At 54.6% G+C, this 26,437-nt stretch carries 25 protein-coding genes; 11 read left to right on the plus strand and 14 right to left on the minus strand.

What is annotated here, in order from left to right; all coding sequences use genetic code 11:
• Window positions 1-178 precede the first annotated feature (178 nt).
• Entirely contained in the window at window positions 179-901 is a 723-nt protein-coding gene (locus tag OGX95_RS03190; RefSeq protein WP_286628298.1) for an ABC transporter ATP-binding protein, read from the plus strand.
• On the opposite strand, the gene bioD is transcribed toward OGX95_RS03190, so the two are convergent.
• Genes bioD through bioB form a run of 4 tightly spaced genes read right to left on the minus strand, consistent with a single transcriptional unit; the run spans window position 867 to window position 4,491 of the window.
• Window positions 867-1,565, minus strand: coding sequence for a dethiobiotin synthase (gene bioD, locus OGX95_RS03195; RefSeq protein ID WP_286628299.1), 699 nt, complete (start codon window positions 1,563-1,565; stop codon window positions 867-869). The two genes, OGX95_RS03190 and bioD, sit on opposite strands and share 35 nt — an antisense overlap.
• Window positions 1,528-2,313 (minus strand): malonyl-ACP O-methyltransferase BioC, encoded by a 786-nt coding sequence (bioC, locus tag OGX95_RS03200; RefSeq protein WP_286628300.1) that lies wholly within the window; start codon window positions 2,311-2,313, stop codon window positions 1,528-1,530. The genes bioD and bioC overlap by 38 nt, the downstream gene beginning before the upstream one ends.
• A complete protein-coding gene (gene bioF, locus OGX95_RS03205) occupies window positions 2,297-3,454 on the minus strand; it encodes an 8-amino-7-oxononanoate synthase (protein WP_286628301.1) in 1,158 nt (385 codons plus the stop codon). Before bioF ends, bioC begins: the two co-directional genes overlap by 17 nt.
• The gene (gene bioB / locus OGX95_RS03210) at window positions 3,451-4,491 is read right to left on the minus strand and encodes a biotin synthase BioB (protein ID WP_286628302.1); all 1,041 of its coding nucleotides are present in this window, start codon (window positions 4,489-4,491) and stop codon (window positions 3,451-3,453) included. The genes bioF and bioB overlap by 4 nt, the downstream gene beginning before the upstream one ends.
• Window positions 4,492-4,567: 76 nt before the next feature.
• Here bioB and bioA point away from each other — a divergent pair, with 76 nt between their 5' ends.
• Both bioA and OGX95_RS03220 read left to right on the plus strand, forming a co-directional pair.
• Window positions 4,568-5,857 (plus strand): adenosylmethionine--8-amino-7-oxononanoate transaminase, encoded by a 1,290-nt coding sequence (gene bioA, locus OGX95_RS03215; RefSeq protein WP_286628303.1) that lies wholly within the window; start codon window positions 4,568-4,570, stop codon window positions 5,855-5,857.
• Between the two features lie 57 nt (window positions 5,858-5,914).
• Window positions 5,915-6,391, plus strand: coding sequence for a kinase inhibitor (locus tag OGX95_RS03220; RefSeq protein WP_199969311.1), 477 nt, complete (start codon window positions 5,915-5,917; stop codon window positions 6,389-6,391).
• 61 nt (window positions 6,392-6,452) lie between these two features.
• On the opposite strand, the gene hutH is transcribed toward OGX95_RS03220, so the two are convergent.
• The 5 genes from hutH to hutI all read right to left on the minus strand — a co-directional run bounded on the left by hutH (window position 6,453) and on the right by hutI (window position 12,771).
• A complete protein-coding gene (gene hutH / locus OGX95_RS03225) occupies window positions 6,453-7,973 on the minus strand; it encodes a histidine ammonia-lyase (protein WP_286628304.1) in 1,521 nt (506 codons plus the stop codon).
• Between the two features lies 1 nt (window position 7,974).
• Window positions 7,975-9,660 (minus strand): urocanate hydratase, encoded by a 1,686-nt coding sequence (gene hutU, locus OGX95_RS03230; protein ID WP_286628305.1) that lies wholly within the window; start codon window positions 9,658-9,660, stop codon window positions 7,975-7,977.
• Between the two features lie 137 nt (window positions 9,661-9,797).
• Window positions 9,798-10,523: a histidine utilization repressor gene (locus OGX95_RS03235; protein WP_286628306.1), complete on the minus strand. Its 726-nt coding sequence runs from the start codon at window positions 10,521-10,523 to the stop codon at window positions 9,798-9,800.
• 86 nt (window positions 10,524-10,609) lie between these two features.
• Window positions 10,610-11,551, minus strand: coding sequence for a formimidoylglutamase (gene hutG, locus OGX95_RS03240; RefSeq protein ID WP_286628307.1), 942 nt, complete (start codon window positions 11,549-11,551; stop codon window positions 10,610-10,612).
• Window positions 11,548-12,771 carry an imidazolonepropionase gene (gene hutI, locus OGX95_RS03245; RefSeq protein WP_286628308.1) on the minus strand — a complete coding sequence of 408 codons (1,224 nt, stop codon included), beginning with the start codon at window positions 12,769-12,771 and terminating at the stop codon, window positions 11,548-11,550. Before hutI ends, hutG begins: the two co-directional genes overlap by 4 nt.
• Window positions 12,772-12,995: 224 nt before the next feature.
• On the opposite strand from hutI, the gene OGX95_RS03250 reads away from it, so the two are divergent.
• Window positions 12,996-14,279: a putative acyl-CoA thioester hydrolase gene (locus OGX95_RS03250; RefSeq protein WP_286628309.1), complete on the plus strand. Its 1,284-nt coding sequence runs from the start codon at window positions 12,996-12,998 to the stop codon at window positions 14,277-14,279.
• Window positions 14,280-14,381: 102 nt separating this feature from the next.
• Here the strand turns inward: OGX95_RS03250 and pgl are convergent, their stop codons facing one another.
• On the minus strand, window positions 14,382-15,377 hold the full coding sequence (pgl, locus tag OGX95_RS03255; protein WP_286628310.1) for a 6-phosphogluconolactonase: 996 nt from the start codon (window positions 15,375-15,377) through the stop codon (window positions 14,382-14,384).
• Window positions 15,378-15,541: 164 nt separating this feature from the next.
• Between pgl and OGX95_RS03260 the strand changes: the two genes are divergently transcribed.
• Window positions 15,542-16,360 (plus strand): pyridoxal phosphatase, encoded by an 819-nt coding sequence (locus OGX95_RS03260; RefSeq protein ID WP_286628311.1) that lies wholly within the window; start codon window positions 15,542-15,544, stop codon window positions 16,358-16,360.
• Here the strand turns inward: OGX95_RS03260 and modC are convergent, their stop codons facing one another.
• The 4 genes from modC to OGX95_RS03280 form a co-directional block, all read right to left on the minus strand.
• Window positions 16,361-17,419 (minus strand): molybdenum ABC transporter ATP-binding protein ModC, encoded by a 1,059-nt coding sequence (gene modC / locus OGX95_RS03265; RefSeq protein ID WP_286628312.1) that lies wholly within the window; start codon window positions 17,417-17,419, stop codon window positions 16,361-16,363. It abuts the gene before it with no gap.
• Window positions 17,420-17,421: 2 nt separating this feature from the next.
• Window positions 17,422-18,111: a molybdate ABC transporter permease subunit gene (modB, locus tag OGX95_RS03270; RefSeq protein ID WP_005125418.1), complete on the minus strand. Its 690-nt coding sequence runs from the start codon at window positions 18,109-18,111 to the stop codon at window positions 17,422-17,424.
• On the minus strand, window positions 18,111-18,884 hold the full coding sequence (gene modA, locus OGX95_RS03275) for a molybdate ABC transporter substrate-binding protein (protein ID WP_286628313.1): 774 nt from the start codon (window positions 18,882-18,884) through the stop codon (window positions 18,111-18,113). The genes modB and modA overlap by 1 nt, the downstream gene beginning before the upstream one ends.
• Before the next feature lie 189 nt (window positions 18,885-19,073).
• Window positions 19,074-19,223, minus strand: a complete 150-nt coding sequence (locus OGX95_RS03280) for an AcrZ family multidrug efflux pump-associated protein (RefSeq protein ID WP_003023026.1) — start codon at window positions 19,221-19,223, stop codon at window positions 19,074-19,076.
• 130 nt (window positions 19,224-19,353) lie between these two features.
• On the opposite strand from OGX95_RS03280, the gene modE reads away from it, so the two are divergent.
• The 6 genes from modE to galM all read left to right on the plus strand — a co-directional run bounded on the left by modE (window position 19,354) and on the right by galM (window position 26,249).
• Entirely contained in the window at window positions 19,354-20,142 is a 789-nt protein-coding gene (modE, locus tag OGX95_RS03285) for a molybdenum-dependent transcriptional regulator (RefSeq protein WP_137384363.1), read from the plus strand.
• A gap of 156 nt (window positions 20,143-20,298) precedes the next feature.
• Window positions 20,299-21,771 carry a molybdate ABC transporter ATP-binding protein ModF gene (modF, locus tag OGX95_RS03290; protein WP_286628314.1) on the plus strand — a complete coding sequence of 491 codons (1,473 nt, stop codon included), beginning with the start codon at window positions 20,299-20,301 and terminating at the stop codon, window positions 21,769-21,771.
• A 219-nt stretch (window positions 21,772-21,990) separates the two neighbouring features.
• Window positions 21,991-23,007 carry a UDP-glucose 4-epimerase GalE gene (gene galE, locus OGX95_RS03295; protein WP_040232497.1) on the plus strand — a complete coding sequence of 339 codons (1,017 nt, stop codon included), beginning with the start codon at window positions 21,991-21,993 and terminating at the stop codon, window positions 23,005-23,007.
• Window positions 23,008-23,016: 9 nt separating this feature from the next.
• Window positions 23,017-24,063 carry a galactose-1-phosphate uridylyltransferase gene (gene galT, locus OGX95_RS03300; RefSeq protein WP_286628315.1) on the plus strand — a complete coding sequence of 349 codons (1,047 nt, stop codon included), beginning with the start codon at window positions 23,017-23,019 and terminating at the stop codon, window positions 24,061-24,063.
• A gap of 3 nt (window positions 24,064-24,066) precedes the next feature.
• Window positions 24,067-25,215: a galactokinase gene (gene galK, locus OGX95_RS03305; RefSeq protein ID WP_286628316.1), complete on the plus strand. Its 1,149-nt coding sequence runs from the start codon at window positions 24,067-24,069 to the stop codon at window positions 25,213-25,215.
• Window positions 25,209-26,249 (plus strand): galactose-1-epimerase, encoded by a 1,041-nt coding sequence (galM, locus tag OGX95_RS03310; protein ID WP_286628317.1) that lies wholly within the window; start codon window positions 25,209-25,211, stop codon window positions 26,247-26,249. The genes galK and galM overlap by 7 nt, the downstream gene beginning before the upstream one ends.
• Window positions 26,250-26,437: the final 188 nt, after the last annotated feature.

A 26,437-nucleotide genomic window follows, 5' to 3' on the forward strand; every position in this document is an offset into this window, starting at 1 on the left:
CGACCAGGCACTGGCAATGTGCACAAAATCAAGTCAGGTCGTTAAAAGCCAGACATCACTGCCGGTAGATCACGCTATCCCGCTGTTTTTCGTGTAGTTCCCATTTCTGGCAAGAGATTTGCAATTTTCTTCTGCTCCCCGGCCTGTCGGGCGGATAACATCATGATGGAGAAAACCTATGTTGAGTCTTCGTGCGGTGAATCACTATTACGGTAACCAGCACACGCTATGGGATGTGGATCTCGACCTGCAACCCGGCAAGTGTACCGGTGTGCTGGGACTTCCGGGGATGGGGAAAACAACGCTGGCCAATTGCATCATCGGCACTTTGCCGATTGAAAGCGGTACGATGGTCTGGTATCAGGCTGGGGCACCACCGTGCGATCTGCGGCCAATGGCAATGGTCAACCGTATCGCCCTGGGTATTCGCTATGTCTCACAAGAACGGCGTATTTTTTCGCAGCTGACAGTCGAGGAAAACCTGCATATTGCGCGTAAAGCGATCGGGGAAAACGAGGCGATGAGCGGCAGCGATATATACCGCCTCTTCCCACAGTTGTACAGTCTGCGTCAGACCAAAGGGGGGGTCTTATCAGAGGATGATCAGCACCAGCTCGCGCTCGCCAGCGCACTGGTTACACGCCCACGCCTGCTGATCCTCGATGAGCCTACGCGAGGCACGGGCCAGGCGTATGTTCACAAATTGGGCAATCTGATCGTACGCCTGAGCCAGGAGTTGGGTATCGCCATTATGCTCGCAGAACAAAGCCTGCCGTTTATTCGTCGGGTCGCGGATTGCTATTGCCTGTTACATCGCGGACGCAATGTGGCCCAGGGACAACTGGCGCAGCTCAACGACCCGTTTCTTAACGACTGGATGGCACCAGAGGCAAAACGCTAAGGTCGAGATAGTGACCTGTCGTTGCGCGTTCTGGCTCGTCTTCCAGCCAGGGAATTTCCCCCAGCAGCGGGGCCGGAATCGCGCGCTTCAGCGTTGCCATATATTCAGCATGGCGTTTCCCTGGTGGAGCCACATCATTGGCGACCCACCCCGCCAGCGTCAACCCCGCCTGTTGTACCGCTTGCGCAGTCAGAATGGCATGGTTGATACAACCAAGCTTGACGCCAACCACCAGAATCACCGGAAGTTGTTCTGTTTGTACCCAGTCAGAAAAACTCAGCGTGGGTGAAAGCGGCGTAAACCAGCCGCCAGCGCCTTCCACCAGCACCCAGTCGGCTTGCATTTGCAGTGCCTGTAAACCAGCAGACATCACTGAAGCCAGAATCGGTCGCCCTTCATCAGCGCTGATGATATGCGGTGACGTGGGTTCGGCAAAGGTATAGGGATTGATTGCCGTATAATTCACTGCCACAGCGCTGTTGCGCTGCAAGGCAAGGGCATCAGAGTTTCGCAGGCCATCTGCCGTCATTTCACTCCCAGAGGCTACAGGCTTATAGCCGACCGTTCGATAACCCAATTGCCCCGCTGCCTGCAGTAGCGCACAGCTGGCGATGGTTTTACCAACCTCAGTGTCCGTCCCGGTGACAAAATACGTTCTGGTCACGTTGAATTACTCCTAAAAAAAGTTGATACGTCAGCGGGTATTTTCCCTGCACAGAGGGCCAGGCTAACTGTAACTGCTGCAGCTGTGAACGGGTCAGTACGCGCTGCTCGCGTCCATCATGGAGATGCGTCGCACCGATCCCTTTGAGCGAGCGCATGGCGCTCAATGCGTCGTCAAACCACAGTGTCACCGTATGAAGCTGATACTCGACGTCCCAGCCATGCAGAGCCTTTTCAAGTTGCTCCACGGGCAAGAAACGGTTGATGTGCTCCCGGTCATCCACCGCCTGCCACGCCCGGCGTAATTCCGGCATCGAGCCGTGCGCCAGCGTACTAAATGCCACCGTGCCTCCGGGGCGCACAACCCGGCAAAGCTCGTTTAACGCCCCGCGTAAATTATCGCACCACTGAACCGCCAGATTGCTCCATGCCAGGTCAAAAGTGGCGGCGTTTTGTGGGATGGCTTCAATATCCGCCAGCAGATAGTGGTGGGCGGCATTTTGCCGCTGTGCCTCTGCCAGCATTTGTTCAGAAAGATCCAGTGCGCTGACTTCGCTTCCCTGCTCACGCCAGTAGCGACTCATGCGCCCAGGGCCGCACCCCGCATCCAGTACCCGTGGGAAATCCCGTTCGCCAAGCAGCGTCAGCAAGGCATCGGCGCTTTGGCACTGTAGCCCGGCATGTTGTTCATAATGGGAAGCGGCGCGCCCAAAGGCGGCAGCAATGGCCTGTTTATTGACCTGTGCCATGCAGCACCTCCAGTAAACGGTCGATATCCTGGCATTCATGAGCCTGCGTCAGCGTCAGCCGTAATCTGGCGGTGCCGACCGGTACCGTAGGAGGCCGGATAGCTGTCACCCAACAACCTTGAGCGCGTAAAGCTTCCGCCAGTTGCAGCGCTTTATGATTATCGCCCACGATCAATGGCTGGATGGCACTGTCCGAATTTGCCAGCGTGAAATCCGGAATGTCCAGGCCGGCACGAAAACGTTGGATCAACATCGCCAGTTTTTCCCGGCGTTCATCGCCCTCACGACTGCGGATCACCGCCAGCGCAGCACGTAAGGCCTGCGCCTGCGCCGGAGGCATACTGGTGCTGTAGATCAGATGACGGGCAAACTGCAGCAGATAGTCAGCCACACTGTCAGAACACAGTATTGCCGCACCGCTGACGCCAAATCCTTTTCCGAACGTCACCACCAGCAACTCGGGCTTAACCTGCTGTTGCCAGCACGATCCGCGACCTTCTTCACCAGTGACGCCAATACCGTGCGCATCATCCACCAGCAACCAGGCCCCCTGGCGTTGCGCTGCGGCATGGATATCCGCCAGCGGCGCGCTATCGCCATCCATGCTGAACACGCCTTCGGTCACCACAAACTGTTGTCCCGGACAGGGGGCAGACAGCAGACGAGCCAGATGTTGCGGGTCGTTATGGGGAAAACGGCGTAACGCGGCGGGACTCAGGCTGGCCGCTTCCAGCAACGAAGCGTGGCTGAGGCGGTCGGCGACAATCCGGTCATCTTTGCCCATCAACGCGGTGATCACCGCCTGGTTGGCAGCAAAGCCGGAGATGAACAGCAATGCGCGTGAATAACCCAGCCATTGCGCTAACTCCTCTTCCAGCGCCTGATGCGCAATGGAATAACCGCTGACGTGACCAGAGCCGCCGCTGCCGACGCCAAACCGTTCTGCCCCCTGCTGCCACGCGCACACAATCTGCGGATGGTGACTTAGCCCAAGGTAATCATTGCTGGAAAAATTCAGATACTGACGACCGTCGGCCTGCAGCCAGCGCCCGGCTCCCTGCGTCACTGCATAACGCCGACGCAGGGCATCGGCAGAACGACGCGCCGCCAGCGCATCGTCAATTTTTTGCTGCCAGGTCATACGGTGGCCGCGTTGTAGTAGTCGTCGGTATCCGGCGTGCGCAGGGCCTGTTCCAGGCGCTGTTGCTGTTCGTTATCGCCCGCCAGCACTGCCGTTTGCTGTGGATTCAGACCCAGCTTGCGAAACAGCAGCAGGTCTTTATCTTCGTTTGGATTCGGCGTAGTCAGCAGTTTGCAGCCGTAGAAAATCGAGTTGGCCCCGGCCATAAAACACATTGCCTGGGTCTGTTCGTTCATCTGTTCGCGTCCTGCGGAAAGGCGCACGTACGAGGTCGGCATCATGATGCGGGCCACCGCGATGGTGCGGATAAAATCAAACGCATCCACATCGTCGTTATCCGCCAGCGGCGTGCCTTTTACTTTCACCAGCATGTTGATGGGCACGCTTTCCGGCGGCGTGGGCAGGTTCGCCAGTTGCAGCAGTAAACCGGCACGGTCAGTAACCGTTTCACCTAAGCCGACGATGCCACCTGAGCAGACTTTAATCCCCGCTTCACGCACTTTATCCAGCGTATCAAGTCGCTCCTGGTAGGAACGGGTGGTGATGATATTGCCGTAGAACTCCGGCGAGGTATCGAGGTTGTGATTGTAGTAGTCGAGACCCGCGCTGGCCAGACGTTGCGCCTGCGTTTCGTCCAACGTACCCAGCGTCATACAGGTTTCCAGCCCCAGTTCTTTTACGCCCTGGACCATCTGCTCCAGGTAAGGCATATCGCGTTCATGCGGATTCTTCCACGCAGCCCCCATGCAAAACCGCGTTGAACCGGCCTGTTTCGCCTTACGCGCAGAGTCCAGAACCTGCTCAACTTCCATCAGACGCTCGGTTTCCAGACCGGTTTTATAGCGGGAACTTTGCGGGCAGTATTTGCAATCTTCCGGACAGGCGCCGGTTTTAATCGACAGCAGTGTACTCACCTGTACCTGCCGCGGATCAAAATGCTGACGGTGCACCTGTTGCGCTTCAAACAGCAGATCCAGCAGGGGTTTTTCAAATAATTCGGTGACTTGCGACATTGTCCAGCGAGAAATGTGGGCCATATTGATATACGTTTCATTGTGAGTTTCGTGTAGACTCGTAAACCTAAATCTTTTTAATTTGGTTTACAAGTCGATTATGACAACGGACGATATTGCTTTTGACCAACGCCATATCTGGCATCCCTACACCTCTATGACCTCCCCTTTGCCGGTTTACCCGGTGGCACGCGCCGAAGGTTGCGAACTGATTTTAGCCAGCGGTGAAAGACTGATTGACGGCATGTCATCCTGGTGGGCGGCGATCCACGGCTACAATCACCCGCAGTTGAACGCCGCGATGAAAACGCAGATTGATGCCATGTCACATGTGATGTTTGGCGGTATTACCCATGCGCCGGCCATTACGTTGTGTCGTCAGTTGGTGGATATGACACCCAAGGCGCTGGAGTGCGTTTTTCTCGCGGATTCAGGTTCGGTTGCCGTCGAAGTGGCAATGAAAATGGCACTGCAATACTGGCAGGCAAAAGGCGAAGCGCGCCAGCGTTTCCTGACGTTTCGTAATGGCTATCACGGTGACACCTTCGGCGCCATGTCGGTCTGCGATCCCGACAACTCAATGCACAGCCTGTGGAAGGGTTACCTGCCAGAAAACCTGTTCGCCCCCGCCCCGCAGAGCCGCATGAACGGTGAGTGGGATGAACTGGATATGGTGCCATTTGCCCGCCTGATGGCCGCGCATCGCCACGAGATAGCGGCGGTGATCCTCGAGCCGATTGTGCAAGGTGCAGGCGGTATGCGTATGTATCACCCCGAATGGCTGAAGCGTATTCGTAAGATGTGTGACCGTGAAGGTATCCTGTTGATTGCCGATGAAATCGCCACCGGTTTTGGTCGCACGGGTAAGCTGTTTGCCTGTGAACATGCCGGCATTACGCCGGATATACTGTGCCTCGGCAAAGCGTTAACTGGCGGCACGATGACCCTTTCCGCAACGCTCACCACGCGCCAGGTGGCGGAAACCATCAGCAACGGTGATGCTGGCTGCTTTATGCACGGCCCGACCTTTATGGGTAATCCGCTGGCCTGCGCCGTCGCCTCGGCCAGCCTGTCCCTGCTGGAATCGGGCGAGTGGCGCACGCAGGTTGCCGCAATCGAAGCCCAGCTACGTGCCGAACTGGTCCCCGCAGCAGATTCCGACTATGTCACCGACGTGCGGGTGCTTGGCGCCATTGGTGTCATTGAAACTACGCGTCCGGTGAATATGGCCGCATTACAGAAGTTCTTTGTTGAACAAGGCGTGTGGATACGGCCATTTGGCAAACTCATCTACCTGATGCCGCCGTACATTATCCAGCCAGATCAACTGCGTCGCCTGACAAAGGCCGTGAACGATGCTGTGCGCAATGAAACATTTTTTAGTGAATAATCAGCGGTAAGTTATGAGGTTTCTGGCTACACTTTTTGGCTAACGAGAGGAGTCAGCATGAAATTAATCAGCAACGATCTGCGCGATGGGGAAAAGCTACCACATCGTCATGTCTTTAACGGCATGGGATATGACGGGGACAATATTTCCCCACATCTGGCGTGGGACGATGTACCCGCCGGGACCAAAAGCTTTGTCGTAACCTGTTACGATCCTGATGCGCCAACCGGCTCCGGCTGGTGGCATTGGGTGGTGGTTAACCTGCCTGCAGATACCCGGGTTTTACCACAAGGGTACGGCTCCGGGCTGGTTGCGCTACCGGAAGGCGTGCTGCAAACGCGCACGGATTTTGGTAAAGCAGGCTACGGCGGTGCGGCGCCACCGAAAGGCGAAACGCATCGCTATATCTTTACGGTTCACGCGCTGGATGTGGAGCGTCTTGATGTCGATGAGGGCGCCAGCGGAGCGATGGTCGGATTTAACGTCCATTTTCATTCGCTCGCCAGCGCGTCGATTACCGCGATGTTCAGTTAAGCTGTGCTGTGCCGGATGGCGACGCGATGCGTCTTATCCGGCCGACAAAGCAAGGCGTTATTTACAGAAACTCGGGCACCAGCTTCAGCAAGGTTCCCTGTGCTAGTAGTTCGGTCGCACACTCGATATCCGGGGCGAAAAAACGGTCCTGGGTATAGTGTGAAACCTGCTCACGCAGCGTCTGACGCGCCTGCTCCAGTAGCGGGCTTGAGGTTAATCCTTCACGTAGATCGATCCCCTGACAAGCCGCCAGCCACTCCACAGCAATCACGCCACGCGTATTCGCCGCCATCTCCCACAGTCTACGACCTGCTGCAGGTGCCATTGAGACATGATCTTCCTGATTTGCTGACGTTGGTAAACTGTCCACGCTGTGCGGGTGCGCGAGTGCTTTATTTTCGCTCGCCAGCGCAGCTGCGGTTACCTGGGCAATCATAAAGCCGGAGTTAACCCCACCATTTTTCACCAGGAAAGGCGGCAGTTGCGACATGTGTTTATCCATCATCAGCGCAATACGCCGCTCGGATAACGCCCCGATTTCGGCAATCGCCAGCGCCAGATTATCCGCTGCCATCGCCACCGGTTCCGCATGGAAGTTACCACCAGAAATAACATCACCTTCTTCGGCAAACACCAGCGGGTTGTCCGACACGGCGTTGGCCTCCACCAGCAACACCTCCATCACCTGGCGCATTTGTGTCAGACACGCGCCCATCACCTGAGGCTGGCAGCGCAGAGAATAGGGGTCCTGCACTTTTTCACAGTTATGATGTGACTGTGAAAGCGCGCTGGAGTCGGTCAGCACATGGCGATACAGCGTTGCGGCGTCAATCTGCCCACGTTGTCCTCGCGCAGCGTGAATGCGGGCGTCAAACGGACGACGGGAACCCAGTACCGCTTCAGTGGTGAGCGCCCCGCACACCGTCGCAGACGCAAACAGCTCCTGCGCCTCAATCAACCCACGTAATGCAAAGGCGGTGGACGCCTGGGTGCCGTTCAGCAACGCCAGCCCTTCTTTTGCCTCCAGCGTAATCGGCTCCAGTCCGGCCTTCTTCAGCGCATCTGTCGCCGGGAGCCATTCCCCCTGCCAGCGCGCCTTGCCTTCTCCCAGCAACGTCAGCGACATATGCGCCAGCGGAGCCAGGTCGCCCGATGCCCCCACCGATCCTTTCGCCGGAATTAGCGGGTACACCCCGGCGTTGACCAGCGCAATCAGCGCTTCAATGACGCTCAGGCGAATACCGGAAAAACCACGCGCCAGGCTGTTAATTTTCAGCACCATAATCAGGCGCACCATCGCATCATCTAACGCTTCGCCTACGCCTGCTGCATGAGACAATACCAGCGAACGCTGTAAATTTTGCAGATCGTCAGTCGCGATACGTGTCTGAGCCAGCAGCCCAAACCCGGTATTAATGCCATACGCCGTGCGGCCTTCCGCGACAATGCTATTGACGCAGGCGACACTTGCATTAATTGCGTCAATCGCACTGGCATCGAGTCTCAGTTGAACCGGCTGCTGCCAGATATCGCGCAACTGCGCAAAGCTTAGGTGGCCAGGCGTTAAGGTAATTGTGTTCATATCAGCGTTTCCCCTGCGTGGCGGCAATCATCGGCAAATTCAGCCCTTCTTCGACGGCGCATTCCACAGCAATGTCATACCCGGCATCGGCATGGCGCATGACGCCTGTCGCCGGATCGTTATGCAATACCCGCGCGATACGCGCAGCGGCTTCATCGGTACCGTCGCACACAATGACCATCCCTGCATGCTGGGAGAAGCCCATGCCGACCCCGCCGCCATGATGCAGCGACACCCAAGTCGCGCCGCTGGCGGTATTGAGCAGTGCGTTCAGCAGCGGCCAGTCGGAGACAGCGTCAGAACCGTCGCGCATCGCTTCGGTTTCGCGGTTCGGGCTGGCAACAGAGCCTGAATCCAGATGGTCACGGCCAATGACGATAGGTGCAGACACTTCACCGCTGCGCACCATCTCATTAAATGCCAGACCCAGCTTTTGTCGCCATTCCAGACCAACCCAACAGATACGTGCCGGTAAGCCCTGGAAGTTAATCCGCTCACGTGCCATGTCCAGCCAGTGGTGCAGATGCTTATCATCAGCCACGATCTCTTTCACTTTGGCATCGGTCTTATAAATATCCTGCGGATCGCCGGAAAGCGCCACCCAGCGGAAAGGGCCAATGCCGCGGCAGAACAACGGACGAATATAAGCAGGCACAAACCCTGGGAAATCAAAGGCGTTTTCCACCCCCATCTCTTTGGCCATCTGGCGAATGTTATTACCGTAATCAAACGTCGGTACGCCCATTTTGCTAAACGCCAGCATCGCCTCAACATGCGTCGCCATTGAACGTTTTGCCGCCTGTACCGTACCCTGTGGATCGGACACCGCTTTCGCCTGATACTCTTCCCAGCGCCAGCCGGACGGCAGGTAACCGTGCAGCGGATCGTGGGCGCTGGTCTGGTCAGTGACCATATCCGGGCGCACGCCACGCTTCACCAGTTCCGGCACAATGTCTGCCGCGTTCGCACACAGCGCAATAGAAACGGCTTTACCCTCGCAGGTGTATTTGTCGATACGCGCCAAAGCGTCGTCCAGTGAGGTGGCCTGCTCATCCACGTAACGGGTACGCAGACGGAAATCAATGCGGCTTTGCTGGCATTCAATATTCAGAGAACACGCGCCCGCCAGCGTTGCAGCGAGCGGCTGCGCGCCACCCATGCCCCCCAGCCCGGCGGTCAGAACCCAGCGTCCACTCAGGTTCCCCTGATAATGCTGACGTCCGGCCTCAACGAAGGTTTCATAAGTGCCCTGTACGATGCCCTGACTGCCGATGTAGATCCAGCTCCCGGCCGTCATCTGGCCATACATCGCCAGACCTTTGGCGTCCAGCTCGTTAAAGTGTTCCCAGGTCGCCCAGTGCGGCACCAGGTTGGAGTTGGCAATCAACACGCGTGGCGCATTGTCATGAGTTTTGAACACGCCGACCGGTTTCCCGGACTGAACCAGCAGGGTTTCATCAGATTCCAGTTGGGTCAGTGCCTTGACGATGGCGTCATAGCATTCCCAGTCACGCGCTGCACGGCCAATCCCACCGTACACTACCAACTCATGCGGATTTTCCGCCACATCAGGATCCAGATTGTTCATTAACATGCGCAGCGGCGCTTCGGTCAGCCAGCTTTTGGCCGTTAAGGTAGTGCCTCGTGGGGCACGAATATCCTGCTGACGATACTTGCTGTGAGACATGGTAGAGCACTCCTCGCGAACGTTCGGACAGATAAGTAACATATACTTGTCTATACAAGCCATCGCAAGGTTGAATTTAACAATTAAGATACATTTTTATTATATTGCGTCAGCAATCACGGTTTTCATCTCCTGCATCAGGACATGAAACGCCCCTGCAGACGGTAGCGGGAACCTGGGAAAAGTAGGCGGGCATGAGAGACAATAGAAGACGCCGACCAGGTCTTCCGGCGGATCAACAGGCAGGGATCGTGCTCTTTGATATGTAACAGCGCACACTCTTCCGCGCTGGCGCGTACCGCTTCGACAATATGTTCCCCTTCCGTCAAAGGGGCGATGAGTGACAGGTAAGCATGCGGCGTGGTCTGGCTGTAATCCTGCAACAGATACTCCGGCACAATCTCCGCATTCACGCAGCGATCTTCAATCTGCACCGGCAGCTCATTCTCATAGTGCACCATGACGGAGTGAAAAATGGGGGTACCTTCTTTGACGTTTAATGCCGTGGCCTGCTGCGCGTTTGCCCGGGTTCTTTCCAGCGTCAGGACCTCACATCGATGCTGATGCTGGCGCGCATTAATTTCATCCGCGATGCTGCGAATTTCGAACAGCGCGGACTGACCTTTAGGTTCGGCGACAAATGTTCCCACCCCTTGCAAACGCACCAGTAATCCTTCATCCGTTAGCTCACGCAGCGCCCGGTTGATCGTCATACGGCTAAAACCATACTGCGCCACCAGTTCCGCCTCCGATGGGATACGATCGTGAGGTTGCCAGATACCGCTGGAAATCTTCTCACTGATCTCCATTTTGACCTTTTCGTAAAAAGGAGCCGGAGCAGTTTGGGGGCGGGTTCGGTGCATTCGTTAGCCTTCCTTAAGCTGAGAATTTTAATAGGTGCAGTTTACAGGTATAACCTGGACCTGATAAGCGCATAACCTCAGGCATATCAGTGCCACCAGTGTGCAATTTGCCAACCTAATCGCGCCGCAACGCGCGCCGCCCTGCCATCATCATCAAAACGCGGGTTAAACTCAACCATATCCACCGCCTGTAATTTACCGCTGCGACAAAGGGGTTCAATGAGCCCCAACAACGCCGCCAGCGGAACACCCAACGCGGCAGGCGCGGATACGGCCGGCATTTCCCACACCGGTAACACGTCAAGATCGATAGTCAGATAGATGACATCCATGTTTGCAACAAATTGCGCCAGCTGCGCCTGCGCCGTATGACAGTGCAGATCTTCCACCACAGTAACCCCCAGCCGCTGCGCCTCATCCCACAGCGCCTGGGTATTCGCTGCCCGACTGACGCCCACGCAGGCGTAATGAAATTCACGCTGCTGTTGCTCACAGAGGTGCGCCAGTTGACGAAACGGCGTACCGGATGTGGGTTGTTCGGCGTAGCGTAGATCCAGGTGCGCATCGAGATTAACAATTCCCACTTTGGCCTGCGGGAATGCATCCAACACCCCTGCACCATGAGCAAATGCCGTTTCGTGTCCCCCGCCCAACACGAAGGTACGCATATCCGCCCGCAGACAACGCTGCACCGCTATGCGCAGCGCCTGCTGAGCACCTTCAAGGTCGGGAGCCTGGGCCACAATGTTTCCCAAATCCACCAACCGTTGATGGCCCGCGTGACTGGCTAAATTGGCCAGAGCTTTACGCAGCGCATCGGGCGCACCAGCCGCCCCCATACGCCCCTGATTGCGCTTTACACCTTCATCACAGGCAAATCCGAGCAACGCAATCTGCTCTTGGTACATTTCCGGTGTAAATGCCGGGCTAAGCGAAATGGTCTGAAACAGACGCAGCGCATTCGGCGACTCGGCGCGGTCATCACGCCCCTGCCAGAGCGCAGGAGAAGCGGGTTGCCAGTGAGTCATGATGGTTGCCCTCTGAATACGCGTTGATAGATTGGGTTGCGACCAGGTTCATAGAGAATTTCGACCGGTAATTGTGCGTCCCACACCACAAAGTCGGCCACAAACCCGGCTTTCAGTTGTCCATGAGTGGCGTGACGACCCAGCGCGCGGGCAGCATGACGCGTGACCCCTGCCCATGCCTCTTCCGGCGTTAAGCCAAACTGTACACAGGCCATATTCATCGCCCAGTGCAGGCTAATAAACGGGCTGGTGCCTGGGTTGTAGTCGGTCGCCACCGCCATCGGAACCTGATACTGACGTAATAACTCAACTGGCGGACGCTGTTTCTCTTTGAGGAAATAAAAAGCGCCGGGCAATAACACACCAACCGTACCGTTTTGGCTCATCGCCGCTACGCCCGCTTCATCCAGATATTCAATGTGATCGGCTGATAATCCGTGGTAGCGGCTAACCAGTTGCGTCCCGCCCAGTAATGACAGTTGTTCGACATGGCCTTTAACCGGGATACCCAACGCCTGCGCGGCCTGAAATACGCGTTCGCTCTGCGCCAGCGTAAAGCCCACGGTTTCACAGAACAGGTCAACGGTTTCAAACAATCCCTGTTCCCACAACTGCGGCAAAATCGTTTCGCAAACCAGCGCAATATAGCTATCAGGATCATCGCGATACTGGGTCGGTGTGGCATGTGCAGCTAACAGCGTTGGGCTTATTTCGACGGTGTTTTCTGCCGCCAGCGCAGCCACGACGCGTAAAATTTTCTCTTCTGTCGTCAAATCCAGGCCGTAGCCCGATTTGATTTCCAGCAACGTAACGCCTTCTTTGATCAACCGTTCCATTCGCCCCTGCGCCAGCTGTAAGAGCTGCTCATCGGAGGCGCTGCGCGTCGCCGTAACGGTGGCATTGATCCCTCCCCCCTGAGCACTGATCTGTTGGTATGAAACGCCGTTTAGCCGCTGTTCCCATTCACCTGCACGATTACCACCAAACACCAGGTGCGTATGGCAATCAATCAGACCCGGCGTAATCAACCGCCCTTGCATATCAAGGGTATTATCGTGTGTAAGGTATAACGACGACTCAGGCACAATGGCCCGAATCTTACCCTGACGGACGATCAACGCATGGTCATCCACCAGCCCATACGAAGTATCACGTTCAGTATCCATGGTCGCCAGGCGGACATTACGCCAGATAACATCATCAGGGAAAAATTGCTGCATTCGACTCACCACTTGTCATAGGTTGTATAGACATTTATTTTGCATCCTGTGGATGTTGTCAACCTGAAGGACCGAAATTGTTATCTAATTGTGATATAAGGACTCTCTACACCCGACATTGCTGCTATAAAAAACAACTTTTTACCTTTTCGCCTTCCCGTTTCGCTCAACTTAGTATAAAAAAGCAGGCTTCAATGGATAACTTTCAAAGCCCGGAGCAACCTGTGAACATTTCATCAGTTTCCCGTCTGGCGCTGGCAATGGCTTTTGGCGTGACGCTGACAGCCTGTAGCTCTACACCGCCCGATCAAATTCCTTCCGATCAGACCGCGCCAGGAACGTCTATGCGCCCGATTCTGTCGGCAAATGAAGCGAAAAATTTTGTCGCTGCACACTATTTTTCTGCCCTGACGCCAAACACTGCGCCATGGAGTCCTTCCGCGATTTCTCTGCCCGCCCAGCCTGACTTTGTCGTCGGCCCGGCAGGAACTCAAGGCGTTACCCATACCAGTATTCAGGCGGCAGTGGATGCGGCAATCATAAAACGCACCAATAAGCGTCAGTACATCGCCATCATGCCTGGCGAGTATCAGGGCACAGTCTATATCCCGGCGGCGACAGGAAGCCTGACGCTCTACGGTATGGGCGAAAAACCGCTTGATGTGAAAATTGGCCAGGCTATTGATGGCGAAATGAGCACCGCAGACTGGCGTCGTACGGTGAACCCTGGCGGTAAATATATGCCGGGTAAACCTGCGTGGTATATGTATGATAATTGCCAGAATAAGCGTGGCACAAACATCGGCGTGATGTGTTCTGCGGTTGTCTGGTCGCAAAACAATGGTCTGCAGTTGCAGAACCTGACCATCGAAAATAACCTCGGTGACAGCGTTGATGCGGGTAACCACCCGGCCGTCGCACTGCGTACCGATGGCGATAAAGTGCAAATCGACAAGGTCAACATTCTGGGACGTCAGAACACCTTCTTCGTGACCAATAGCGGCGTACAAAACCGTCTGGAAAACGATCGTCAGCCGCGTACGCTGGTGACTAACAGCTACATTGAAGGTGATGTGGATATGGTTTCTGGTCGCGGTGCTGTCGTGTTCGATAACACCGATTTCCGCGTAGTAAACTCCCGCACCCAGCAGGAAGCCTACGTATTTGCGCCAGCAACCCTGTCGAACATTTACTACGGTTTCCTCGCCACCAATAGCCGCTTTACCGCAGCAGGCGATGGCGTGGCGCAGTTGGGCCGTTCGCTGGATGTCGATGCTAACACCAATGGTCAGGTTGTTATTCGCGACAGTGTGATCAATGAAGGCTTTAACATGGCAAAACCCTGGGCTGACAGCGTTATCTCAAAACGTCCGTTTGCAGGGAACACCGGTGCGGAAGATGACAAAGGTGAAATTCAACGTAACCTGAATGACACCAACTTTAACCGCATGTGGGAATACAACAACCGTGGTATCGGTAGCAAAGTGGTTGCCGTACCTAAGCAGTAAGCGTCATCCCCTTAGGCAGGCCCGGTAAGCGCATGCGCCGACCGGGCAGTGTGCCGGACAGTGGTTTACCTGCCCTGTCCGGCCTGCAAAACGAAAAACGAATTAGTACGCGTTAACCACCACCCACATTGGGCCCTGGCCCACCGCATAGCGTCCTTTCTCAGCCAGCAATCCCTGTTCCCCCACAATTTCATACACCGCAATATGGTGGGACTTCTGCCCTGCGGCAATCAGGTATTTCCCACTGTGATCGATATTAAAACCGCGCGGCTGTGTTTCAGTAGGCTGGAAACCTTCTTTCGTCAGCACACTTCCGTCTTCTGATACGCTGAAAACCGTAATCAGGCTGGCGGTACGGTCACAGGCATACAGATGACGACCATCTGGCGTAATATGGATATCTGCCGCCCAGCGGGTATCAGAGAAATCAGCAGGCATCATATCCAGCGTCTGTACACACTCAATTTTGCCGTACGGATCTTTCAGTTCCCAAACATCGACGGAGCTGTTCAGCTCATTCACACAGTAGGTATATTGCTGATTCGGATGGAACACCATATGGCGCGGACCCGCACCTTCAACGGTAGTCACTTCCGCGGGTTCCTGTGCAACCAAATGGCCATCATCGCTGACGGTGAACAGGCAGATACGATCCTGTTTCAACGCAGGAACCCACAACGTACGGTTATCTGGTGAGATATTGGCCGAGTGACAACCATCCAGACCTTCTACCACATCCACCAGTTCCACCGGCAGGCCATCTTCCAGACGCGTGACGCTCACACTACCCGCGTTATAAGACCCGACGAATACGAAACGCCCTTGATGATCGGTCGAAATATGCGTCGGGCTCCCCGGCAGTGCAGATTCCGCAGCGAATGTCAGCGCACCGTCATCAGGCGCGATACGGTATGCCAGCACACGAAACTCCGGGCGCACACCGACATAGAGGTAGCGTTTATCCGGGCTGACAACCATCGGCTGTACCTGACCCGGTACATCAACCACCTGCGTCAACGTCAGTGACCCATCGTGATTCAGGCTCCAGACGTGAATTTGCTGACTCTCAGGGCTGGCGGTATAAACGGTTTGCTTCATGAAAACTCCTTTGCTTTTGGCAGGTGGCTGCAATTGCCTGACACACGCCTAAGGTAGACGCTTTTAACGGTGAATGCTTAATTAAGGCTCAGAATTTTGTCCGACTGCCGACTCGGTGTACCATGCCAAAAGACACAATTCTCAACCTTAATCTGGAATAACTGATGACCACTCGCGTGATTGCCCTAGATTTAGACGGTACGTTGTTGACCCCGAAAAAAACCTTGCTGCCCTCCTCTCTCGAAGCGCTCTCACGCGCCAGAGAAGCCGGCTATCAACTTATCATTGTCACGGGCCGCCATCACGTTGCTATTCATCCTTTTTATCAGGCACTGGCGCTGGATACACCTGCAATTTGCTGCAATGGCACTTACTTGTATGATTATCAGGCAAAAAAGGTACTGGAATCCGATCCCCTTCCGGTTAACCAGGCGTTGCAGCTGATCGACATGCTGGAGGCTCATCAGATCCACGGTCTGATGTATGTGGATGACGCGATGCTGTATGAACGCCCGACCGGGCATGTCGTGCGTACTGCAAACTGGGCGCAAACTCTGCCGCCGGAACAGCGCCCTACCTTCACTCAGGTTCCGTCTCTGGCACAGGCCGCGCATGACGTTAATGCCGTGTGGAAATTTGCCCTGACTGACGAAGATATTCCAAAGCTGCAGCAGTTTGGTAAACATGTTGAACAGCAGTTGGGGCTCGAGTGTGAGTGGTCCTGGCACGATCAGGTCGACGTGGCCCGCAAAGGCAACAGCAAAGGAAGACGCCTTGCCCAGTGGATTGAAGCGCAAGGCGGGTCAATGGAGAATGTCATCGCCTTTGGTGACAACTTTAATGATATCAGTATGCTGGAAGCCGCGGGTACCGGTGTGGCGATGGGAAATGCCGATGATGCAGTCAAAGCCCGCGCCAATATTGTCATTGGCGACAATACCACCGACAGTATCGCCAAATTTATCTATTCTCAGTTGCTGTAATCAGGCGGTAATCGACACGCTCTTAATTTGGGCGTACAACCACAGGCCAGGCTTGATGCCAAGTTCATCCCTGGCCCATGGGCTGATTCTCGCCCACAGCGTTTTCCCGCCGACCTCAAGCTGTACTTCTACCTGTCCGTTGTCGTCATAGCATGACGCCACCTTTGCCCGTAGTACGTTACGAATACTGGTCTGCTGCGGCGGTTGTAATACCAGCGAAACATCAGATGCCTGAATCCGGATACGCAATGCGGTTTGCAGCGGTTTATCCAGCTTATTGACCCACAGATGCTGATCGCCCAGCGCCAGCGCTGTCATCGCATAATGCGGGTGATGCTCCAGTACGTTAACTTTCAGTATGCTGCTCTGCTGCTCTTTCGGTAGCCAGGGATGCATCACGCTGCTCCCCCAGACATCCTCCAGTGAGCCAAACGCTTTCACCTGCCCATTTTCCAACACCATCACTTTATCGGCCAGATGCAAAATCTCATCAAGCGAATGGCTGACATACAACATGGGAATATTAATTTCGCGCGCCAGCCGCTGCAGATAAGGCAACAACTCACGTTTACGTGGAATGTCCAGCGAGGCTAACGGCTCATCGAGCAGCAACAATTCAGGTGCGGTCAGTAACGCGCGACCAATAGCAACACGCTGTTTTTCACCGCCAGAAAGGCCTCCGGGTAGACGGTCGAGCAAAGGCTCAATGCCCAGCAATGCCACCAGCTTATCAAACTGCCCGGCCATGCTTTTCGCCATGCCATAACGCAGATTCCCACGCACTTTATAATGCGGGAACAGACGCGCATCCTGAAAAACATAGCCCACCCGGCGTTTTTCAGGCGTCAGGCAGATACCGTTTTCAACGTCATTCAGTACCCGACCGTTGAGCACAATGCGCCCGGACTGTGGTTGGGTCAGACCACTGATAGCATTAATCAGCGACGTTTTTCCCGCGCCAGAGACACCAAAAATAGCGGTAATACCGCTGGCTGGCAGCGTTTCGTTGAGCGTCAGACAGTGGGTTCCCAGCGTCTGGGAGAAATGAAGTTCCAGCATGATTATCGCCCCGTCCGCTCACGGCTAATTCGCGCCAGCCACTCAGAAATGAGCAGCGAAATCAGCGCCAGCACAATAGAAATAATGCATAACCTTGCCGCCGCACTTTCGCCGCCAGGCGTCTGGATGAGAGTGTACATTGCCGAAGGAATGGTGCGCGTTTCGCCCGGGATATTAGAAACAAAAGTAATGGTTGCGCCGAATTCACCGAGTGAACGCGCGAACGCCAGCACCGTACCGACAATTATGCCAGGCAGCATCAACGGTAAGGTAATGGTCATGAATACGCGCCAGCGCCCGGCCCCCAGCGTGCGGGCGGCCTGCTCCAGCTTGACGTCCACCCCTTCGAGCGCCAGACGTATTGCCCGCACCATAAGAGGAAAAGACATCACCGCCGCGGCCAGAACCGCGCCACGCCAGCTAAAGGCAAAGGTGATGCCAAACCAGTCGTACAGCCATTCGCCAATAAATCCGCGCCGCCCCATAGCCACCAGCAGCAGGTACCCCACCACGACGGGAGGCAGTACCAGCGGCAAGTGCAGCACGCTGTCGAGCAACGCTTTGCCCGGGAACTTACAGCGTACCAGTAACCAGGCAAAGAAGATCCCAAACGGCAGGCTAAACAACACGGCCAGGGAAGAAACTTTCAGGCTAAGTAAGACAGCCTGCCATTCTGGATCAGTGAGTATCATTACTTGGTCGTAAATCCATAACGTTTGAAGATTTCAGAAGCCTGCGGTCCCTTCAGGTAATCATAGAACGCGCTGACCGTTGCGTTGGCGTGCCCATCAACAATCGCGATAGGGTATTCCACTTTTTTATGTGAGTCTTCCGGGAAGGTCGCCACAACTTTTACGCCTTTGCTGGCTACGGCATCAGAACCATAGACAATACCCAGCGGGGCTTCGTTACGTTCAACCAGCGCCAATGCGCCACGAACATCTTCAGCCGGAGCCAGTTTCGGCGCCAGGGTATCCCATGCGCCCAATTTCTGCAGCGCTTCTTTCGCGTAAATACCTGCCGGAACATGTTCCGGGTCACCCACGGCCAGACGCCCGCCGTTCAACAGGCTGGTCCAGTTGGTTTTGCTGTCGATGGTGAAGTCTTTCTGTGCACTGGCTTTCGGAGCGACAACGACCAGGCTGTTACCGAGCAGCGTTTTGCGCGTTGCGGTATCGATAGACTTTTTGTCTACCGCGTAATCCATCCATTTCTGATCGGCTGAAATAAACAGATCGGCGGGTGCGCCTGCTTCAATCTGGCGTGCCAGCGTAGAAGAAGAGGCAAAAGAGGAGACAACATCAACATTCTTCTCTTTTTTATATTCTGCGGCAATGTCCTGCATCGCGTTCGTTAACGACGCCGCTGCAAACACTGTGATTTTACCTTCATCCGCCAGTGCATGTCCGGCAACAGAAAGAGAAAGTGTTGCCCCTGCAAACAAGCGTAACCATGTACGTGCCATCTGTAACTCCTTTGAGTTTCGTTATGTAGGCGCAAATATAACGATTAAATCAGGATTTTCCCAGTGGTTATTACTACCAATTAGAGGTTACACAAAGAAAATATCGGCAGGGAAAGCAGGATCTTGAGGAACTAACGCAGTTGGATAATGAGCAATAAAAAACGCCCGGCTAAGCGGGCGTTCGGGGAATCAATGGTTCTGTCTGGATTGGTCTTTCTGACCGATACCGGAAAAAATGTTGAACACTTCACCCAGTCCGTAAATCAGTCCCAGAATGATGGCCATTACCACAGGTACCATGATTACGGCGAATACCAGACTTTTCAATAACTCTAACATGGTCAACTCCAGATATAGTCCTTAGTTGTATTCTAACCACATAACACAGAAAAGCACTCCCCTTTTGTGCGGTCGGCTTTGCTCAGGCGCGGTTTTCCGTCACAATACCCTTTTTTGCCAGGAGCTTGTTATGCAGGCCGAAATCCTACTTACACTGAAACTTCAGCAAAAACTGTTTGCCGATCCCCGCCGTATTTCTCTGCTTAAGCACATTGCGCTTTCCGGCTCCATCAGTCAGGGCGCGAAGGATGCAGGTATCAGTTATAAAAGCGCCTGGGACGCGATTAACGAAATGAACCAGCTTAGTGAGCAGACGCTGGTAGAGCGCGCCACCGGTGGCAAAGGGGGCGGCGGTGCAGTGTTAACCCGCTACGGCCAACGCCTGATTCAGTTATACGATCTGCTGGCGCAAATTCAGCAAAAAGCCTTCGATGTCCTGAGCGATGACGATGCGGTTCCACTCAATAGCCTGCTGGCGGCCATCTCCCGCTTCTCGCTGCAAACCAGTGCGCGTAACCAATGGTTTGGCACCATCACCGCACGCGACCACGATCAGGTTCAACAGCATGTTGACGTCCTGCTGGCCGATGGCGAAACCCGGCTGAAAGTCGCGATTACCGCGCAGAGCGGTGAACGTCTGGGACTTGATGAAGGCAAAGAAGTCTTGATCCTGTTGAAAGCGCCGTGGGTGGGGATCACCCAGGATGATGCTATCGCTCAGGCCGCCGATAACCAATTGCAAGGCACCATCAGCCATATTGAACGCGGGAGCGAGCAGTGTGAAGTGTTAATGACCTTACCGGATGGACAAACGCTGTGCGCCACCGTTCCGACTGACGATGCGCTATCACTACAAGAAGGCGCGAATGTCACTGCATATTTCAACGCGGACAGAGTGATTATCGCAACGCTGTGCTAAATCTTGAAGCCCGCTTCGCCTGATGGCGCTGCGCTTATCAGGCTACGTTCAGGCCGGATAAGGTACCCGCGCCGCCATCCGGCAACAAACGACATTGACATTCCCGCCCGGACAAAGTATCCCTGTCATTCATCGCTGCAAAAAATGGGATGCAAAATGTCATCGTTGCAAATTTCGCAAGGCACGTTTCGTCTGAGTGATACCAAAACGCTTCAGTTGAATTCGTTGACGTTAAACGCGGGTGATAGCTGGGCGTTTGTGGGGTCTAACGGCAGCGGAAAATCCGCGCTGGCGCGTGCGCTCGCCGGAGAATTGCCGTTACTAAAAGGCGAACGCCACAGCCAGTTCACGCGTATAACCCGTCTCTCCTTTGAGCAGCTACAAAAGTTGGTCAGCGACGAATGGCAGCGTAACAACACCGATCTTCTGAGCCCAGGCGAAGACGATACCGGGCGCACCACTGCGGAAATTATTCAGGATGAGGTCAGCGATCCAGCTCGCTGTGCCGCCCTGGCGCAGCAGTTTGGTATCACCTCACTGCTCAGCAGACGTTTCAAATACCTTTCCACTGGCGAAACGCGGAAAACCCTGCTCTGTCAGGCACTGATGTCCGAACCCGATTTGCTGATCCTTGATGAACCATTTGACGGGCTGGATGTGGCTTCACGTCGCCAGTTGGCGGAGCTGCTCGCGGCGTTACATCAGGCCGGTTTTACGTTAGTGCTGGTGCTAAACCGCTTTGATGAGATCCCCGATTTTGTGCAATTTGCTGGCGTACTCGCCGATTGCACATTGACTGAAACCGGTGAAAAAACGGGTCTTCTGCAACAAGCGTTAATCGCCCAACTTGCCCACAGTGAACGGCTTGATGGTATCATCCTCCCCGAACCGGATGAACCTTCCGTACGCCGCATATTGTCTGAGAACGAACCGCGGATTATGCTCAACGACGGGGTCGTTTCCTATAACGATCGCCCTATTCTTCATCATCTGAGCTGGCGGGTAAACCCAGGGGAACACTGGCAGATTGTCGGTCCAAACGGGGCGGGAAAATCAACGCTACTCAGTTTAATTACCGGCGATCATCCGCAGGGCTATAGCAATGATTTGACGCTGTTTGGCCGTCGTCGGGGTAGCGGCGAAACTATCTGGGATATTAAAAAGCACATTGGCTACGTCAGCAGCAGCCTGCATCTGGATTACCGGGTAAGCACCACGGTGCGTAACGTCATTCTCTCAGGCTACTTCGATTCAATCGGTATTTATCAGGCCGTATCAGACAGACAACACAAGCTGGTGCAACAGTGGCTAGACATTCTGGGAATGGATAAACGCACTGCAGACGCCCCTTTCCACAGCCTTTCCTGGGGGCAGCAGCGCCTGGCGCTGATCGTCCGCGCGTTAGTGAAACACCCTACGCTATTGATCCTTGATGAACCCTTGCAAGGGTTGGATCCGTTAAACCGCCAGTTGATCCGCCGCTTCGTTGATGTTCTGCTCGGCGAAGGCGAAACCCAACTGCTGTTTGTTTCTCACCATGCTGAAGATGCACCAGCCTGCATTACCCACCGACTGGAGTTCGTACCAGAAAACGATATCTACACCTATCGGCAATCCTCCCTGCGTTAGTTTTCATACCAGGGCGCGTTAATGCGCCCTTTTTTAGGCCTGATTTTTCAGATAAAAGCTGCGATCATTAAATAACAGAATGATTTAAAACCAAAAAACACAATTCAGGCGTTGAGAATCATCATGTGTAAACGATTCCACTAATTTATTCCATGTCACACTTTTCACAACTTTGTTATGCTATCTTCATTACATGATATAGGCATAACGGAGCGAATTATGAGAGTATTGGTTACAGGTGGTAGCGGTTACATTGGAAGCCACACGTGTGTACAGTTACTGAAAAACGGTCACGATGTCGTGATCCTTGATAACCTCTGCAACAGTAAGCGCAGCGTACTGCCCGTTATTGAGCGTTTAGGTGGAAAACATCCGACCTTCGTCGAAGGTGATATCCGTAACGAAGCGCTGATCACCGAAATCCTGCACGATCATGCCATCGATACGGTCATCCACTTTGCCGGTCTGAAGGCCGTCGGCGAATCCGTGGCTAAGCCGCTGGAGTACTATGACAACAACGTCAACGGCACTCTGCGTCTGGTTAATGCGATGCGCGCCGCCAACGTGAAAAACTTCATATTCAGCTCCTCCGCCACAGTCTATGGCGATCAGCCGCAAATTCCTTACGTTGAAAGCTTCCCGACCGGCACACCACAAAGTCCGTACGGCAAAAGTAAGCTGATGGTCGAGCAGATCCTGACCGATCTGCAAAAAGCACAACCTGAGTGGAGCATCGCGTTGCTACGCTATTTCAATCCGGTTGGCGCACATCCGTCAGGAGACATGGGCGAAGATCCGCAAGGTATCCCTAACAATCTGATGCCTTACATTGCACAGGTTGCCGTAGGCCGCCGTGAGTCTCTGGCCATATTTGGTAATGACTACCCTACCGAAGACGGTACCGGTGTTCGCGATTACATCCACGTGATGGATCTTGCCGACGGTCACGTTGTCGCCATGGAAAAACTGGCAGGCAAGCAAGGGGTACATATTTACAACCTTGGCGCTGGCGTTGGTAGCAGCGTACTGGATGTGGTCAACGCCTTCAGCAAAGCGTGTGGTAAGCCAGTGAACTACCATTTTGCTCCGCGCCGCGACGGCGATCTGCCTGCCTACTGGGCTGATGCCAGCAAAGCAGACCGCGAACTTAACTGGCGCGTGACGCGTACACTGGATGAAATGGCGCAAGATACCTGGCACTGGCAATCACGCCATCCACAGGGATATTCGGATTAAGGACACGTTATGACGCAATTCAACCCTGTCGATCACCCACACCGCCGCTTTAACCCGCTCACCGGGCAGTGGATCCTCGTTTCGCCACATCGTGCAAAACGCCCCTGGCAAGGGGCGCAGGAAACGCCATCTAAACAGGTTCTGCCCGCGCATGATCCGGACTGCTTCCTGTGTGCAGGCAATACACGCGTTACCGGTGATAAAAACCCCGATTACACGGGAACCTACGTTTTTACCAACGATTTTGCCGCGCTGATGTCTGATACCCCGGATGCTCCCGATAGCCACGACCCATTAATGCGTTGCCAGAGCGCACGCGGTACCAGCCGCGTGATTTGCTTCTCGCCCGATCATAGCAAAACGCTGCCAGAGCTCAGCGTACCCGCGCTGACCGAAATCGTGAAAACGTGGCAGGAACAAACCGCAGATTTAGGGAAAACCTATCCCTGGGTGCAGGTATTTGAGAATAAAGGTGCGGCGATGGGATGTTCAAACCCGCACCCACACGGACAGATTTGGGCCAACAGTTTCCTGCCCAACGAAGCCGAACGTGAAGACCGTCTGCAAAAAGCGTACTTCGCTGAACAGGGCACACCAATGCTGCTGGATTATGTCCAGCGTGAACAGGCAGACGGCAGCCGTACGGTCGTAGAAACCGAGCACTGGCTGGCGGTTGTGCCTTACTGGGCCGCATGGCCGTTCGAAACGCTACTACTGCCGAAAACGCATGTGCTGCGTATTACCGATTTGACCGACGAACAGCGAACTGACCTGGCGCTGGCGTTGAAAAAACTGACCAGTCGTTATGACAACCTGTTCCAGTGCTCTTTCCCCTACTCTATGGGCTGGCACGGCGCACCGTTTAACGGCGAAGAGAATGACCACTGGCAGTTGCACGCACACTTTTATCCGCCGCTGCTGCGTTCCGCGACCGTACGTAAGTTTATGGTTGGTTACGAAATGCTGGCGGAGACCCAACGCGATCTGACAGCAGAACAAGCGGCAGACCGTCTGCGTGCGGTCAGCGACACCCATTTTCGCGAATCCGGAGTTTAAATAATGAGTCTGAAAGAAAAAACACAATCTCTGTTTGCTGAATCGTTTGGCTACCCTGCCCCCCATACCATTCAGGCACCCGGCCGTGTAAACCTGATCGGCGAACACACTGATTATAATGACGGCTTCGTCCTGCCGTGCGCCATCGACTATCAAACGGTTATCAGTTGTGCCCCCCGCGATGATCGCACCGTTCGTGTGATTGCGGCGGATTACGAAAATCAGATAGATGAGTTCTCGCTTGATGCGCCGATTATCGCCCACGAAACCCAGCAGTGGTCAAATTACGTGCGCGGCGTCGTGAAGCATCTGCAAAAACGCAATAACGCCTTTGGCGGCGCGGATCTGGTGATCAGTGGCAATGTGCCGCAAGGTGCGGGTTTAAGCTCTTCTGCTTCACTGGAAGTGGCCGTAGGTACCGTGTTCCAGCAACTTTATCATCTGCCACTCGACGGTGCACAGATTGCCCTGAACGGCCAGGAAGCAGAAAACCAGTTTGTCGGCTGTAATTGCGGCATTATGGACCAGCTCATCTCTGCACTGGGCAAGAAAGATCATGCGCTGCTGATTGACTGTCGTACGCTGGGCACCAAAGCGGTTTCCATGCCGGAAGGTGTGGCGGTGGTGATCATCAACAGCAACTTTAAACGTACACTGGTTGGCAGTGAGTACAACACCCGTCGCGAACAGTGTGAAACCGGTGCGCGCTTCTTCCAACAACCCGCGCTGCGTGATGTCAGCCTTGAGGCCTTTAACGCGGTTGCACATGAACTGGATCCCATCGTTGCCAAACGTGTTCGCCATGTGATCACAGAAAACGCCCGCACGGTTGAAGCCGCAGCGGCTCTGGAGAAAGGCGACCTGCAACGTATGGGTCAGCTGATGGCTGAATCTCACGTTTCAATGCGCGATGATTTCGAAATCACCGTGCCACAAATTGATACGCTGGTCGAGATTGTGAAAGCAACTATCGGCGATCGGGGTGGCGTGCGCATGACGGGTGGCGGCTTCGGCGGCTGCATCGTGGCGCTGATCCCGCAAGATTTGGTTCCTGGCGTACAGCAAGCTGTCGCTGAACAGTACGAAGCGAAAACCGGTATCAAGGAAACCTTTTACGTCTGCAAACCTTCACAAGGAGCCGGACAGTGCTAAACGAAATTCCCGTAATGGCGCCCGATGGCCAACCCTTTCGTCTGCTCACCCTGCGTAATGACGCGGGGATGGTAGTCACACTGATGGATTGGGGCGCGACGCTGCTTTCTGCCCGTATCCCGCTTAATGATGGTAGCGTGCGAGAAGCATTACTCGGTTGCGCCAGCCCGGAGCAATACCCACAACAGGCCGCATTTTTAGGCGCATCCATTGGCCGCTATGCTAACCGTATCGCAGACAGCCGTTATACCTATGCCGGTGAGACCGTTGCGTTACTGCCAAGCCAGGGTGACAACCAGTTACATGGCGGGCCGGACGGCTTCGATAAACGCCGCTGGCAGATAGTGAATCAAAATGATCGTCAGGTGCTGTTTGCCTTAACCTCTGACGATGGCGACCAGGGTTTTCCGGGTCACCTCTGCGCCACCGCGCAATATCGCCTGACCGATGATAACCGTATTTCGATTACCTACCGTGCGACGGTGGATAAGCCCTGCCCGGTAAATCTGACGAATCACGTTTATTTCAATCTTGACGGCGACAAAACGGATATCCGTCAGCATACGCTACAGATTCTGGCCGATATGTACCTGCCGGTTGATGAAATGGGTATCCCGCATGACGGACTGAAACCCGTGGCTGGCACCTCGTTCGATTTCCGTGCACCTAAACGCATCGACAGCGAATTTCTGGTCGATGACGATCAGCGCAAGGTGAAAGGTTACGATCACGCTTTCTTGTTGCAGGCGCAAGGCGACGCCCGCAAACCGGTCGCTATGGTTTGGTCCCAGGATAAAAAACTGCAAATGGAGGTATACACCTCTGCCCCGGCATTGCAGTTCTATTCCGGTAACTTCCTCGGCGGCACGCCATCCCGTGGGCCTGAAGTCTATGCTGACTGGCAAGGACTGGCGCTGGAAAGTGAGTTTCTGCCTGACAGCCCAAATCATCCGGAATGGCCGCAACCAGACTGCTTTCTGCGACCGGGTGAAGAGTACACCAGCCTGACCGAATACCGATTTATTCCAGCCTGATCGTTAGCCGTGATGAGCCGAAACCCGGCTCGTCATAAATTCCCACGCGGGATCCGCTCAAAACCACACCACTCAAAGACAAAATCGCAACCTTGAGTTCACAAGAACCTTACACTGCGCCGCTATTTTCGCTATGGTTATGCGTAAGCATTGCCGCTGGTGCATTACGGCAATATAATGATAATTAT

Origin of the sequence: Citrobacter sp. Cu233, assembly GCF_030332225.1 — a bacterium.
Taxonomy (GTDB): Bacteria; Pseudomonadota; Gammaproteobacteria; order Enterobacterales; family Enterobacteriaceae; genus Citrobacter.

Excerpts from the sequence above, each read along its gene's own strand:
- galT (WP_286628315.1), top strand. The coding sequence starts at position 23,017 with ATGACGCAATTCAACCCTGTCGATCACCCACACCGCCGCTTTAACCCG.
- OGX95_RS03220 (WP_199969311.1), top strand. The coding sequence starts at position 5,915 with ATGAAATTAATCAGCAACGATCTGCGCGATGGGGAAAAGCTACCACAT.
- galK (WP_286628316.1), top strand. The coding sequence starts at position 24,067 with ATGAGTCTGAAAGAAAAAACACAATCTCTGTTTGCTGAATCGTTTGGC.
- modF (WP_286628314.1), top strand. The coding sequence starts at position 20,299 with ATGTCATCGTTGCAAATTTCGCAAGGCACGTTTCGTCTGAGTGATACC.
- hutU (WP_286628305.1), bottom strand. The coding sequence starts at position 9,660 with ATGTCTCACAGCAAGTATCGTCAGCAGGATATTCGTGCCCCACGAGGC.
- hutG (WP_286628307.1), bottom strand. The coding sequence starts at position 11,551 with ATGACTCACTGGCAACCCGCTTCTCCTGCGCTCTGGCAGGGGCGTGAT.
- OGX95_RS03235 (WP_286628306.1), bottom strand. The coding sequence starts at position 10,523 with ATGCACCGAACCCGCCCCCAAACTGCTCCGGCTCCTTTTTACGAAAAG.
- pgl (WP_286628310.1), bottom strand. The coding sequence starts at position 15,377 with ATGAAGCAAACCGTTTATACCGCCAGCCCTGAGAGTCAGCAAATTCAC.
- OGX95_RS03260 (WP_286628311.1), top strand. The coding sequence starts at position 15,542 with ATGACCACTCGCGTGATTGCCCTAGATTTAGACGGTACGTTGTTGACC.
- OGX95_RS03190 (WP_286628298.1), top strand. The coding sequence starts at position 179 with ATGTTGAGTCTTCGTGCGGTGAATCACTATTACGGTAACCAGCACACG.
- modA (WP_286628313.1), bottom strand. The coding sequence starts at position 18,884 with ATGGCACGTACATGGTTACGCTTGTTTGCAGGGGCAACACTTTCTCTT.
- hutH (WP_286628304.1), bottom strand. The coding sequence starts at position 7,973 with ATGAACACAATTACCTTAACGCCTGGCCACCTAAGCTTTGCGCAGTTG.
- modE (WP_137384363.1), top strand. The coding sequence starts at position 19,354 with ATGCAGGCCGAAATCCTACTTACACTGAAACTTCAGCAAAAACTGTTT.
- modB (WP_005125418.1), bottom strand. The coding sequence starts at position 18,111 with ATGATACTCACTGATCCAGAATGGCAGGCTGTCTTACTTAGCCTGAAA.
- bioC (WP_286628300.1), bottom strand. The coding sequence starts at position 2,313 with ATGGCACAGGTCAATAAACAGGCCATTGCTGCCGCCTTTGGGCGCGCC.
- galE (WP_040232497.1), top strand. The coding sequence starts at position 21,991 with ATGAGAGTATTGGTTACAGGTGGTAGCGGTTACATTGGAAGCCACACG.
- OGX95_RS03280 (WP_003023026.1), bottom strand. The coding sequence starts at position 19,223 with ATGTTAGAGTTATTGAAAAGTCTGGTATTCGCCGTAATCATGGTACCT.
- modC (WP_286628312.1), bottom strand. The coding sequence starts at position 17,419 with ATGCTGGAACTTCATTTCTCCCAGACGCTGGGAACCCACTGTCTGACG.
- bioB (WP_286628302.1), bottom strand. The coding sequence starts at position 4,491 with ATGGCCCACATTTCTCGCTGGACAATGTCGCAAGTCACCGAATTATTT.
- bioF (WP_286628301.1), bottom strand. The coding sequence starts at position 3,454 with ATGACCTGGCAGCAAAAAATTGACGATGCGCTGGCGGCGCGTCGTTCT.
- bioA (WP_286628303.1), top strand. The coding sequence starts at position 4,568 with ATGACAACGGACGATATTGCTTTTGACCAACGCCATATCTGGCATCCC.
- hutI (WP_286628308.1), bottom strand. The coding sequence starts at position 12,771 with ATGCAGCAATTTTTCCCTGATGATGTTATCTGGCGTAATGTCCGCCTG.